Source organism: Bradyrhizobium sp. ARR65, assembly GCF_000472385.1.
Lineage (GTDB): Bacteria > Pseudomonadota > Alphaproteobacteria > Rhizobiales > Xanthobacteraceae > Bradyrhizobium.
In genome coordinates this window covers 132,850-145,356 of record NZ_AWZU01000007.1, presented here as the reverse complement: position 1 = coordinate 145,356, position 12,507 = coordinate 132,850, and the positions used below count along the sequence as shown (strand labels likewise).

Sequence of the window (12,507 nt, the reverse complement as noted above, 5' to 3'; positions counted from 1 at the left end):
GCTCAGACGATTCCGGGGTAGCGAACCTCAGTCATCATGCCCGTCATCATGTGGTAGAGGTTGTGGCAGTGAAATGCCCAGCGGCCCGGATTGTTGGCGTCAAAGGCGAAGGTGACGCTCCCCATCGGTGGCACCAGGACAGTATCGCGGACGGCGCCTGCGATTGGGGTACCGTTTATCGCGACCACCTGGAAAGCATGGCCGTGAAGGTGCATCGGATGCGCCATCATCGAGGCGTTCACCATTTCGATCGCCACACGCTGTCCCGAGGCAACCATCAGCGGGGTTATCTCTGGCCAGAATTGACCGTTCATCGACCAAGCATATGGCGACATGCCGCCGGCGAGGATCACGCGGTGTGTTACATCGGGCGCGCGCGGGGCCAAAGGTGCGACCGCTTCCAGGCGATGTTCAAGCGAGAGATCGACAGGCGGCGCATTTTCTGCAGCTTCCGCGGTAAGGCGCGAGACGGACGCGCCAGACGCTGCGAGGATGATCCCGGTGCGTGCCCGCTTGCCCTCGACGTGCGCGAAGATTGGATAGGCACCGTTCCGAGGAAGATCGATCACCACGTCGAGCCGCTGGGCAATGGCGAGTGGCAGGCGCGTGCCGCGCACCGGCCGAACCGGATGGCCGTCGGCGGCGATCACGGTGCCGGTGAGCTCACCGAGATCTATCCAGAACCCCGTCGAGCACGCGCCATTGATCAACCGGAGCAGCACGCGCCCGCCGGGTTCTGTGCGGATGACATCCGGGTCGGTCAACGTGCGGTCATTGGCGAGGAATGCATCGTAGTCGATGTCGTTGAGGTTCATCTTCATGTCGGACTCCATTTTCATCGCGGCCATGGCAGAGCCCGTTTTCATGGCTCCCTCTCCAGAGGCCATGTTCATGGCGCTACCCATGCCACTCTTCGCCATGGCGCTCGGGCCGCCGTTGGATTTGGTTAGTCCCGCGAGCAATTCTTCCGGCGTTTTGAAGCTGAAGTCATGCAGCATCAGCACCACTTCCTGCCGGTCGGCGCGCAAATCCTCGGCGCTATGCACGATCAACGGCGCGGACATCAAGCTCTGTTCCTGCATGCCCTGATGCGAATGCATCCAGTATGTGCCGGCGATTGGCGCATAATCATAGGAATGGGTGTCGCCCGCGGGGATCGGCGGTGTTTGCGGCCAGGGAAAGCCGTCCTGCTTCCAGGGCGGCAACTGACCGTGCCAGTGGATGATGGTGGATGTGCCGGCTTGATTGGTCAGATCGACGTGGAAACGGTCGCCGGGCGCGAGCGTGATACCGGGTTTTCCGTTCGGCCCGATGAGGTTGAATACTCGCGAGGTTCTGCCGTTGACCGACAGGACTCGGGTCCCCGCAACCAAGCGAAGCTTCTCGGTGCCGCGTTCGGGCACGGCAGCAGCCCGCATCATCGGCATTGTGCCGGCTATGGCAACGCCGGACGCGAGGATTTGCCTGCGCGTTTGGAGCGCGCGATTTTCATTCACCTGAATGGCAGCTTGGCCATCTCTGCCCATGGCGGCGGTCTCCGTTCGATCACGTTTGGAGAATAGCCACTGATCCAATTTCATCGTGGTCTGCCATTGCCGTGGTTTGCGGTTACTTGCGAGAATTGCGGGCGCCGAGTGTACGGGAGCTGACTTCGTGCACAGGATCGGACAATCCCTTTATGCGGTGACTCTTGGTCCGCGACGATGGAATAAGAGGTTGTTTGGTTGCGTATGAGTCCGTTGCTGACCCATGGCGGACGAGCACCTTCGGCACCGAGCTGCCTCATTCGGATGGCTAGTTGGTGAGGTCACCGAGGCATGCCGATTCCGGGCGGGCCTACACCAGCCGTAATGCCTTTGCCAATACGCCACGAGTCGTGAGTAGGTCCCATCTTTGCTCCAATCGCGCAGTGAGCACTGCGATAACACCGATCAAGGCACCTTCGAAAATGAAAGTCTGACGCAAGATCAATAAAATCGCGACAAGCCGGGCCAAGTCAGTGCCGGGTCAATGGGTGCATTCTAGCCGGAGCGCGAACTCAGGCTGAGGCGTGAGCATGGAAAACCGAACCCAACCAACCGGCTCCGACGACGCAATATTCGGGAGCGTGATCTGGGCGCAGCCAGAGCAGGACCTCGCCTATCCGGTCTATCTTAATGCAACATTAGGACGAGGCGGGGGCTTCCCATGCTTGAGGGCGCCACGATCGTCTGGTTCGCACTGACGGCCGGCAGCGTGGTCTTCGTCGTCTGGGACTCGATCTTCAACGGCGTCACCAGCTGGTTCCAGCGCATCGCCTGGATCCTCGTCACGATCTATACCGGGCCGGTCGGCGCGTTCTTCTACCTGCTCGCCTGCCGGAGGCCCCTGCCGGGCACCCACGATGCCTTCACCGCAGCGACGTGGAAGCAGTCGCTCAATAGCGAGATGCACTGTCTGGCGGGGGACGCCACCGGCATTGTCGTCGCGGCCTCGATCCTGCCGGTCTTCAGCCTCACCAACGGCTGGGACGCGACCCTCGAATACCTGGCGGGCTTCGTCTGCGGCCTGTTCATCTTCCAAGCGCTGATGATGGTTGGCATGTACGAGGGCGACTACTGGAAGGCGGTGCGCAAGACTTTCTTCGCCGAGACCGTGTCGATGAACATGGTGATGGCCGGCATGATCCCGGTCATGCTGATCCTCGGCTCCCATTGGACAGGCTCGAAGGAGCCGCAGGACCCCTCGTTCTGGTTCCGCACGAGCATGGCGACGATCGTCGGCGGCCTTTTTGCCTATCCGATCAACCACTGGCTGGTAGCGAATCGCATGAAGCATGGCTGCATGACTCCGCCGGAAGCAGATAGACCTGCGCCGGGCCTCGGCAACGCCTCGCCCGAGCCCTCCACGATGATGGACAACACTCACATGCACTACGCGGCGGGATCGGCCGGCGCGATGTATCAACACCATGATCACGCGATGAACGAGCTGCCCGCAGGCCGCGCCGCGGTCATCATCGCCATTACGTTCGCGGTTCTGCTCGGTGTGGTGTGGCTGACGAGTTTCGTGGTTCCGGTGAGGTTCCAAATGAGATTGCTTTGAAGTGGAGTGGCGAAGAAGCCAAGGTTGCCCAATTGAGTGTGCTGAGGCGATGCTCCATTTTGCCTTTCGTGAACTCAGTTCTCGTCCTTGCCGGCGTACTTATTAAGCCAATCTTTCATCCAGCTAGTCTGTTGCCCTGCTCCTTCACTTGCTCCGCAAACTTCTTGGCTTCAGCATTATGCCCAGTCTTCAGGACGACCTCGGCCATATCGACGGCGCCTTGATGAACAAGAAAGACAACATCGATCGCGTCTGGGACATTATCGAAAAGGTCGGCGTGTGCATGTTAACGACGCAATTCGCGGGCGCGCTAGGTGCCCGCCCGCTCGAAGCAAGGCCCCGATCGCGAAGCTGGCCTAATGTTTTTTGTCGCCGATATTCACAGCGCCAAGGAGGAAGAGATCGAGTCCACTCCCGACGTCGGCATCGTTTTTATCGATCCTGATGACAGAGCCTAGAGCCGATGCCTTGCCTCATGCCTCGATCCATCGCCGAGAGACCTGAAATTCGAGTGCTTGCCGGCCCGGGACGGTGGTACACAGCGGTGGTCACAAATCTCCGCCGGCCATTCAGTCGAGCCCTTGTTTTGCAGTGCTTTTCGGGAATCTTTGGAAACGTGAAGGGAATCCCACTCTCTCGGATCAGTCTGCAGGGGCCCGGGTCGCGCGCGCTGCCTTGCGTTGTTCCTTGACGGCCTTAACCACAGCGACCTCTGCGTTCGTGCGCCTACATCGCTTGTGAGGAGCCGTTACCGCCTTCAAGGCTTTGATGTCGACACGCGGATAGACTAGGAGTCCAAGATCATTGCAAGGCGAACAACAATCGCGCGCCCGCTCCGATCGCGTCGTGACTTCCCTCGGCGTTGCGACAGATTGCGGGCCCGTCAGCTTCATTCGATCCTTCTGGATCGTGGCGAATTGATCATGTGCGGGTGGGTGCATCATTGTAATGCACCGATCGCGGCGGTCGTGGCATTGCCACTCCCTCAGAGCAAAAGTCAGAAGGGCCAGCGCTGCCCGCCGACCCGTCAACAGCACGTCAACAGCAAATCAGCTTCGTTCCAGCTTCGCTCATATTCAGAGTCGCACTTCTACCGGGCTTTTCGTCTTGATTGCTCACGAGAATTGGTGTTTCGGACTATCTTGACGTGGCAGGGTCACGGGTGTGATCCCTGTCATGCCGACCATCTTCAATGACTTGGATGCCTCTCGCCGGGCCTGAATTGCCGAAAACTGCGGACGGCAATATCAAACGGTTCGAACTGAGAGAGATGGAGAAGGTGCTTACGTAGACTGTGACCGCTCCTTGAGTCGGCATTGATGACTTGTGCGCCATGAACCACAGCAGGTAGCGTCGGAAACCAGGTGCTACGCAGCGGCCTATTGCCTGTCGGAAATGCGGGGCGCTCGAGGTGGCCAGTTTCCTCCTGGGCCCAGCACGGATTCGAATTCCCGAAGGCGCAATCGCCGGCGAGTGGGAAGCTCGCCGGCGACGCATCGCCATCAGCAGAGTGTCACCTCATTGCCGCGTCAGGCGAACCACGTCCTGCCGCAGGAGGTAGAGCGACACGGCGAGCAGCACGACGTCCTTCATCAGGAAGGGCACGTTGCCCGTCATGGCAGGAAAGCCGCCCGCGGCGACGTCCCAGCCTTCCGGCATGAACGGAATGATGGTGACCGTTGCGATGAAGGTGCCGGTCGAGCCGAGGGCGCCGAGAATGCCGAGCCGCTTGTCCCAAAAGCCTGCAAGCAGAAGGGACCCGAACGTCCACTCCGAGACGCCCAGGAAATAGCTGGCGCCAGCGTGGCCGAAGACCGGATAAAGCCACCAGATCAAGGGCCCGTTGCTGATGAACGGGACCAGTCGCTCGAACTCGTACGGAAACCACTTCTGGTAGCCGAAGAAGAAGAACATGGTTACCATCGAGGCGCGGACGACGTGGTAGTCAAGGTCCTCAGCAAGCAGTCCGGACCCGTACAGCGCCCGGACGAGCGGATTTCGAGCGGTTGTAGAAAGCGTAGTCATGGTCGTGATCCTGTCATTCGAGATTCGAAGGACGCACGGTCGCTTCATGCGACTGCGGGGAAGTCGATCTCGGTGTCGTTGATGCGGTTGAAGACGTTGCTGAAGACGGTGGTCGCGAACGCCAGGCTGATCTCGACCAGTTGGGCATCGCTGTAGCCCGCGGCCTTGATCGCCGCGAAATCGGCTTCGCTAACAGTACCGCTGGTCTGCGCCAAGCTTCGGACGAAGCGGACCAAGGCATCGCGCTTGGCATCGCCTGTGGGCTTGCCATCGCGGATGTTCTTGAGCTCGTCGGGCTTCAATCCTGCAAGCTTGCCAAGCAAGCTGTGCGCAGCCACGCAATAATCGCAGCCGGCGACACCGCTGATGATCAGCTTGATGGTTTCATGGTCGCGCTTGCTGAGCGAGCCCGATGCGAGCACGGCATCAGCGGCAAGCACGGCCTTCAATGCAGCCGGTCCATGGGCGCCGATGGCGGCAAAAGTGTTCGGAATCCTGCCAATTGCTTTTTTGATCTGCGCATAAATCTCAGCGGTGGCACCGGTGGCGGATTCAACACTGGGAACGGGAAGACGAGACATGGTGACACTCCTTGGTTAGCGTTGAGAAACTGTTGGGTTGAGCAACGATTGCGGAGTGACTGTATGGTCCCGACATGGGACTTTGAATGTCACTAGGTCTCGAATACATGCTCAATCATCTCAAAGCGCGCTGGATTGTCTTCATTGGGCCTGGCGCTGGGTGTTACCTCATCGAATACGGGGAGCTTCTTGTGGTTTCCGCACGACAGGACGCCCGCAGCGCTGCTGCGCGCTGCGGGCGTGAAGACAAGAGCAAGCGGGTTGCCGCGTTATTTGTGTGCGGCCGTTCTTGCGCGATGTACGCCAGGCTTGGCGTTAATCGCTTTCGGTGCGTAGGCCAGGGTGTCGGCTGAGGGAAGAAACGGATCGCGCAAGCAATCGCCGCCGAGGCCCGAGGAAGTCCACTTGCATTGCTCCCGCGTATCGAAACTGCATTCGAGCAATTGGGAGGTGACGCCCCGCCGACAGTATTCGTACGTATGCGCGGAAGCCGGTGTGGAGGTGGAGACGAAGGCGAGGGCAGAGAGCGCCGCAATCGGTGCACCTAGTTTCAAGAGATGCTTCGCGTTATCGACGACGGATCCAGGGCGGGGCGCTGAAAGAACGGACATAGGACACTCCATTGTTGGGTTGGATGGAGTGATCGCATGAGGCGGTGACGAGACTTTTAATGTCTGGACACCTTGCTTATATGCTCGTTCGTATCAAGGCGGGATTTATACAAGGCCGCGCATGGATTGGCTCAGCCGATTGTTTGAAATGGTGCCGGTGCGCGGCCGGCTCGACCTGCGCTGCTCCTACGGCGCGCCGTGGCGCATCGACCAAGGGCCGGGCGAGGCGAACGAAATCCCGTACCACGCGGTCCTCGGTGGCTCGGCCCTGCTGGAAGACCCGGCCGGCGGCAAGCCACTGCAGCTGGAGACCGGCGACATCCTGCTGCTTCCCGGCAATCCGCGCCATGTGATGCACGACGGCAGCGGCGCGCGAGCGAAGCCGGCGCGCGATCGCCAAGAGCTCAATCTCGTGATCAGCGAGAACGCTGGCAGGGGCGAGCGGCTGGACTTGCTCTGCGGACATTTCGCCATCGCGCCGCCGCACGATCGGCTTTTGCGCACCTATCTCCCGGCGCGCCTGGTCGTGCACGCCGGCGCGCGAGCCGGGCAAAAGGACACCGGCGCGCAGCTCGCAGGTCTCGTTGCCCTGATGCGCGGCGAGGCGGCGGACGGTCACCTGGGCGGTCGCGCGATGCTGAACGCGCTGTCGACGGCGATGTTCGCGCTTGTGCTACGCCTCGCCAGCGAGACGGAAAATGCGCCCCGCGGCATTCTTGCCCTGGCCGGTCATCCTCGACTGGCACCGGCGGTGGCCGCGCTTTTCAACGAACCAGCACGGCCATGGTCGCTCCCGGACCTTGCTCGCCTGTGCAACATGTCGCGCGCCACGCTCGCGCGGCAATTTCAAGAGAAGCTCGGGCGATCCGCCAGCGACCTTCTGACTGACATCCGGATGACGCTTGCAGCGAACGAACTGAAGAACTCGTCCCTCTCGACGGGCGCAGTGGCGGAGGCGGCGGGCTACCAATCCGAAGCGGCCTTCCAACGTGCTTTCAAGAGCCATATGGGCGTGACTCCGGCGCAGTGGCGCAAGACGCAGGAGCCGTCCGGCCGGGATGTCTTCGCAAGGCCTGCAGCTGCAAAGCCGGCGAAGGCCACCGACGCGGATACGCCTAACAGGCGTAGGCCAGCGAGAGGCGGCAGTGCGCCCTCGCTGGCCGACAGATGAGCGAGGTGTCGGTCAGGCCGCAGGTGCGGGCTCGGCGGCCGGGTAGTCGATGTAGCCGCGTGCGTCGCCGCCGTAGAAGGTCGACCGGTCATAGCGGTTGAGCGGCAGACCGCGGCGCAGCCGCTCGGGCAGATCCGGGTTGGCGATGAAATGGCGGCCGAATGCGACGAGGTCGGCGTCACCGAAGGTGACGATAGCCTCTGCCGAAGCCGGGGTGAACCCGCCGGCCGCGATCAAAGTCCGTGAGAACTTTGGCCGCAAATGCTGAACCGCCACGGCCGGCTGCCCATGCGCGATCTCCTCGGTGCCCTTGATGCGCGGCTCGACAACATGGAGATAGCCGATACCCAGGCGATTGAGCTCCGTTGCCACGTAGCCGAAGGTTGCGGGCGGATTGCTGTCCGACATCGATCCGTACTTGCCGCTGGGCGAGATACGCACGCCAACCCGGTCGGCACCCCAGACGGAGATGGCGGCTTGCGTCACCTCCAGCAGGAAGCGAGCGCGGTTTTCGATGGGACCGCCGTATTGGTCCGTGCGCTTGTTCGTGCCGTCCTGCAGGAACTGGTCGGGCAGGTAGCCATTCGCGCCGTGGATTTCGACACCATCGAAGCCCGCCCGCAGCGCCCGCTCGGCGCCGGCGCGAAACTCTTCGATGACGCCAGGGATTTCATGCAGCTCGAGGGCGCGCGGCATCGAGAAGGGCGCTTCGCCATGCTTGGTGTAGGCGTAGCCCTCGGCTGCAATCGCAGAAGGCGCGAGCGGCGCTTCGCCGTTCGGCTGCAGGTCGACATGCGACTGCCGCCCGACATGCCACAACTGCTGGAAGATGCGGCCGCCCTTGGCGTGGACCGCGTCGGTGACGCGGCGCCATCCCGCGATCTGCGTGTCCGAGTAGATGCCCGGTGCCCCGGCATAACCATTGCCGCGGATCGAAACCGGCGTGGCTTCGGAGACGATCAGGCCGCCGCTGGAAGCGCGCTGGGTGTAATATTCGACCATCAGGTCACTTGGAATATCGCCGGGATCGGAGCGCATCCGTGTCAAGGGCGCCATTACCACGCGATGGGATAATCGGTAAGGACCGACCTGGACGGGCGTGAACAGCTTGGACATCGGTATCTTCCTTTCGGGAGCTTGAGTGAAAAGACAGCGGCCGATGGTCACGAGGAGTTTGCGCCCCACCGGCCGCCTCGTGCGCCGTCACGCCTTGACGGCGGCCGCACGCTGGAGGACCGGGATCATGTCTTCAGGCTCGGGTCGTCGCGTGTAGTCGGGATTGACTTCGGAGTAGAGGATCACGCCGTCCTGGCCGATGACGTAGCGGGCCGGCATCGGCAGCGTCCAGCTCGGATCGTCGTTGAACGTCGGCAGATCATTCTTCAGCTGCTTATAGAGCTCGACCAGGTAGTCGGGCAGATTGAAGCGCAGTCCGAACGCGGCGCTAACCTTGCCCTTCACATCGGACAGGATGGGGAACGACAGCTTGTTCTGTCGTACCGACTTGCGGCTGTTCGGCGCGGTCTGCGGCGAGATCGCGACCAGCGAGGCGCCGTACTTGTCGAATTCCGGCTTGGCGGCTTCGAGGGCCTGTAGCTCCATGTTGCAATACGGGCACCAGACGCCGCGATAGAAGCTGAGCACCAACGGGCCGCGCTTGAGCAAGTCGGCCGAGTTGACGACGTTGCCTTCCGGATCTTTCAGCGAAAAGGACGGGGCGACATCGCCGGCCTTTCTGGCGTGCTGGGCGGCCCCCGAGTTGATGAGTTCTGCGGTGGCTCGGTGCATCGTCTCAATGACGGAGCGAGGGACATTGTAGGGCGGCTTTCCGGCCTCGAAATCGGCTTTGAAAGCGTCGAGCTTGGCTTGAAGCGACATGACGGTTCTCCTTTGGGCCTTGTGCGTGGGCGGGGACGCCGCCCGTTTCGTTGAAATCACACCGCAGGAAGCTAAAGGAGTCCGTCATGCCGGGTAGCTGGCACGGCGGACTAGCGCTTATTCCGTGTGGGAATAGGGGCCGCGCAGCTAGTCAACACCCGCGGCAGATGATCAGCTTGCGATCCAGCTCCCGGTCGGCCTGCTGCTGCTCGCGCTCCCATGCCGAGACAGCCCCGTGCTGCGGGACGTCGGCTTGGTGTGGTTGCCGATGGCCGACAGGAGCAAGCCAGGGCAGCTGAGAGGTTAACGCTGTGGGCGCGTGATCTGCAGTCGCGCTGATCGGCAGATTGGGGAAGACCCTGACGCCATCGTGCTGGTAAGCCGCGTGCGCCGGCGAAAGCATTCCGGCAAGGATAAGACCTGCCCTTGCCGTGCTGATTGCGCGCTTCAGGATCGAGATGCGGGACATGTCGACACTCCCTCAAGGAGAAGGCTCGGGATGAGCAACTCCGTTGCGTGTCACCGTACTCATTCACGGAAACTGCTGAATGCTGGCTGGGATCGAAGATATGCCCGCTCGTCTCATGAGCGATGCGAGATGCGCCATGGCCGCAAGGTCGATCCGCTTTTCGCCTACGCGTTGAAGGTACGTTCGAAGAGATCCACGAACGCCCGCGCCTTGGCGGTCGCGCCGCGCCCCGTCGGAAGCACGGCCCACGGGTCGAGGGGAGGCAGACTCCATTCCGACAGAACCGCGCGCACGGCGCCTGATCGTCGTTCGGGGCTGAACATCCACTCCGACGCGATCGTCAGCCCCACATCGGCAAGCACGGCAGCTCTGACACCCTCCGCAGCGGTCACCCGCAATTTGCTCTGAACCGTGACAGGCAATTCCGAGCTCGCGCGCTGAAATGACCAGACATTGCCTTCCTGAAGATAGACAACGGCCTGGTGCTTGTTGAGTTCGCTGAGATCGATGATCGGCGCATGGACATTGTCCGCGACCACGTTAGCCAGGATGGCCGCCACTAACTCGTCAGCCCTCATACCTCGGAGCCGCTGTTAAGCGCGGCGAACGGTCCCGGCGTCGCACTGAGTGCTGCCTGCGAGCCGGGACCCGTTGAGCGGGCGGTCAGCGGATATCGAGAATTGCTCGCTCCCAGTTGCATGCGTTCAGGCGACCGGGCCTCAAGAGCCAGATCTCCAAGTTGAGACGATCCGGCAGAAAGATGATACCGGCTGAAATTCAGACTCTCGTGTCGGGCTCATACGGTCACTCCGCAAACAAGTGTTGCTTAGCCCAAGGAGAGTCTGAAATGTCCTCTTTGCAGATCACTCAAGCATTTGAACAGCCGTCGAAAGCCCTTTGCGCACCGGGATCCATGTTGGACGCCGAAAGGGGTCAACATTCAAAGCGGAAACACACACTCGCCTTTTCAGGATTTATCGCACTCGCCGTTCCCGCAATGATCGCACTCGCCTCCCTCAGCGTGACCCCGGTCGCGGTGAGCGCGCATCAGCCCTCGGCCGCGGCGATTGCACATCAGCAATGGGTCGAGTCGGGCGCGCATCAGAGCAAGTATTGCCGCCATCTCACCAACGGCGACGTGCGGGTCTGCGAATTCGATAGCATGAAGCAATGCAAGCTGACGTCGTCCAGATGCGAGCGCTATCCCTTCCTGGCTTATTGTCACTTCTCCCCCACCGGTTGGGTTCAGCGCTGCGACTTCGATACAGTGGCGGAATGCAAGGCTACGAAGTCCGGATTTGATGGCTATTGCGGACCCAGTCCGTGGCCGACGACACCGGAATCGCCCGCGTATTCGAAACAACCCGGCTGATCATCATCAGCCATCCCGCAATCAAAATGGAACCTCCGCAATGATGTTACGACATCGGTGGCGCAAGGTGGATCCGCTTTTCGCTTACGCGTTGAAGGTGCGTTCGAAGAAATCGACAAACGCCCGCGCCTTGGCGGTCGCTGCGCGTCCGCTCGGAAGCACGGCCCAGAGGTCGAGGGGCGGCAGACCCCATTCCGACAGGACCGCCCGCACGGCGCCTGATCGCAGCTCAGGGCTGAACATCCACTCCGACGCGATCGTCAGCCCCACATCGGCAAGCACCGCAGCTCTCACGCCTTCCGCAGCGGTCACCCGCAATTTGCTCTGAACCGTAACAGCCAATTCCGAGCTCTCGCGCCGAAATGACCAGACGCTGCCTTCCTGAAGATAGACGACCGCCTGGTGCTTGCTCAGTTCGCTTGGCGTGGACGGCGTACCCACACGATCGAAGTAGGCCGGCGAGCCCAAGACGAGGCGTTTGCATCGTGCGATACGGCGAGCGGTCAGCGTCGAGTCCATCATCTTTCCCATCCGGAGAGCCACGTCGATGCCCTCCTGGATGAGGTCGATCTGGCGGTCGTCGAGGATAACCTCGAGGTCCAATTCGGGATGCTGCGCCATGAACTTCGGTAGCAGGGGAATGAGATGAATCCGGGCGAAAGTCACGGCAGCGCCGATCCGCAATCGTCCCTTGAGTCCGGCTCCCGCTCCCCTTGCAGCGAGCTCGGCCTCGGCGGCCTCCTCTAATGCCCGCTTGGCACGTTCGAGATAGCCGAGGCCCGCTTCCGTCGGGGTGAGTCCGCGAGTCGAGCGGGTCAGCAGCTTGACCCCGAGATAGTCCTCGAGTTGCGCCACCGATTTCGAGACGGCCGGTTGGCCCACCCGAAGCTGCCGGGCCGCTCCGGAGAACGAGCCCGTTTCGACCACCCGCACGAACGTCTCCATCGACGCCAGACGATCCATCCTATTCTCCGCAGGAATGAGCAATATTGCTTTGCCCTATCTGCCATGCCGCAAAAGAATTGGCCATCTCTCCAGCCGTCCAAGCCGTTGCGCGAGAAGGAGAAATGCAAGAGCATCCACCAATACCCGATCGCAACGCAGGCCCGAACCTCCGGCGCAGGCTCCCTCCGCATGAAGGCAGCGGCCCTCGAGACCGTTCAGACGCTGAGCGCGACTGCGAGACATATTCTGTTCGCTCATGTGACGACGGGCAGTGCGGTGGCGAGCCTTGCCATCATCGCCGTGCCGCATCTGGAGATACTGCTGCGCGGCGTCTTCCATGTCCGTGGGTAGTCCGGCTCGGGCCGCCTCTG

Annotated in this window: 14 protein-coding genes; 5 read left to right on the top strand and 9 right to left on the bottom strand. The window is 61.5% G+C overall.

All coding sequences use genetic code 11. The annotated features are described in order from the left end of the window. Window positions 1-2: 2 nt before the first annotated feature. Complete coding sequence (locus F758_RS0111005; protein ID WP_024507921.1) at window positions 3-1,526, bottom strand: multicopper oxidase family protein; 1,524 nt, start codon at window positions 1,524-1,526, stop codon at window positions 3-5. Window positions 1,527-2,187: 661 nt separating this feature from the next. On the opposite strand from F758_RS0111005, the gene F758_RS0110995 reads away from it, so the two are divergent. Both F758_RS0110995 and F758_RS51685 read left to right on the top strand, forming a co-directional pair. Continuing rightward, entirely contained in the window at window positions 2,188-3,084 is an 897-nt protein-coding gene (locus F758_RS0110995) for a DUF4396 domain-containing protein (RefSeq protein ID WP_024507920.1), read from the top strand. 314 nt (window positions 3,085-3,398) lie between these two features. Further along, window positions 3,399-3,542: a pyridoxamine 5'-phosphate oxidase family protein gene (locus F758_RS51685; RefSeq protein ID WP_245286457.1), complete on the top strand. Its 144-nt coding sequence runs from the start codon at window positions 3,399-3,401 to the stop codon at window positions 3,540-3,542. 1,060 nt (window positions 3,543-4,602) lie between these two features. Here F758_RS51685 and F758_RS0110980 read toward each other — a convergent pair. From F758_RS0110980 to F758_RS47470, 3 genes are all read right to left on the bottom strand, one after another. Next, a complete protein-coding gene (locus tag F758_RS0110980; protein WP_024507919.1) occupies window positions 4,603-5,109 on the bottom strand; it encodes a YkgB family protein in 507 nt (168 codons plus the stop codon). A 44-nt stretch (window positions 5,110-5,153) separates the two neighbouring features. Beyond that, window positions 5,154-5,690, bottom strand: a complete 537-nt coding sequence (locus tag F758_RS0110975) for a carboxymuconolactone decarboxylase family protein (RefSeq protein WP_024507918.1) — start codon at window positions 5,688-5,690, stop codon at window positions 5,154-5,156. Window positions 5,691-5,959: 269 nt separating this feature from the next. Continuing rightward, window positions 5,960-6,301: a DUF3551 domain-containing protein gene (locus F758_RS47470; RefSeq protein ID WP_084305221.1), complete on the bottom strand. Its 342-nt coding sequence runs from the start codon at window positions 6,299-6,301 to the stop codon at window positions 5,960-5,962. A gap of 121 nt (window positions 6,302-6,422) precedes the next feature. Here F758_RS47470 and F758_RS0110965 point away from each other — a divergent pair, with 121 nt between their 5' ends. Next, window positions 6,423-7,472: an AraC family transcriptional regulator gene (locus F758_RS0110965; RefSeq protein WP_024507916.1), complete on the top strand. Its 1,050-nt coding sequence runs from the start codon at window positions 6,423-6,425 to the stop codon at window positions 7,470-7,472. Window positions 7,473-7,484: 12 nt separating this feature from the next. Here the strand turns inward: F758_RS0110965 and F758_RS0110960 are convergent, their stop codons facing one another. The 4 genes from F758_RS0110960 to F758_RS0110945 all read right to left on the bottom strand — a co-directional run bounded on the left by F758_RS0110960 (window position 7,485) and on the right by F758_RS0110945 (window position 10,397). After that, complete coding sequence (locus F758_RS0110960) at window positions 7,485-8,588, bottom strand: alkene reductase (protein WP_024507915.1); 1,104 nt, start codon at window positions 8,586-8,588, stop codon at window positions 7,485-7,487. An 87-nt stretch (window positions 8,589-8,675) separates the two neighbouring features. Continuing rightward, window positions 8,676-9,350: a peroxiredoxin-like family protein gene (locus tag F758_RS0110955; RefSeq protein ID WP_024507914.1), complete on the bottom strand. Its 675-nt coding sequence runs from the start codon at window positions 9,348-9,350 to the stop codon at window positions 8,676-8,678. Window positions 9,351-9,501: 151 nt separating this feature from the next. Further along, the gene (locus F758_RS0110950; RefSeq protein ID WP_024507913.1) at window positions 9,502-9,819 is read right to left on the bottom strand and encodes a hypothetical protein; all 318 of its coding nucleotides are present in this window, start codon (window positions 9,817-9,819) and stop codon (window positions 9,502-9,504) included. A gap of 164 nt (window positions 9,820-9,983) precedes the next feature. Beyond that, the gene (locus tag F758_RS0110945) at window positions 9,984-10,397 is read right to left on the bottom strand and encodes a LysR substrate-binding domain-containing protein (RefSeq protein ID WP_024507912.1); all 414 of its coding nucleotides are present in this window, start codon (window positions 10,395-10,397) and stop codon (window positions 9,984-9,986) included. A gap of 269 nt (window positions 10,398-10,666) precedes the next feature. Here F758_RS0110945 and F758_RS0110940 point away from each other — a divergent pair, with 269 nt between their 5' ends. Next, entirely contained in the window at window positions 10,667-11,191 is a 525-nt protein-coding gene (locus F758_RS0110940) for a hypothetical protein (protein WP_157449946.1), read from the top strand. A gap of 84 nt (window positions 11,192-11,275) precedes the next feature. Here the strand turns inward: F758_RS0110940 and F758_RS0110935 are convergent, their stop codons facing one another. Next, window positions 11,276-12,154 (bottom strand): LysR family transcriptional regulator, encoded by an 879-nt coding sequence (locus F758_RS0110935; protein ID WP_024507910.1) that lies wholly within the window; start codon window positions 12,152-12,154, stop codon window positions 11,276-11,278. Between the two features lie 171 nt (window positions 12,155-12,325). Between F758_RS0110935 and F758_RS49415 the strand changes: the two genes are divergently transcribed. After that, window positions 12,326-12,487: a hypothetical protein gene (locus F758_RS49415; protein ID WP_157449945.1), complete on the top strand. Its 162-nt coding sequence runs from the start codon at window positions 12,326-12,328 to the stop codon at window positions 12,485-12,487. Window positions 12,488-12,507 lie beyond the last annotated feature (20 nt).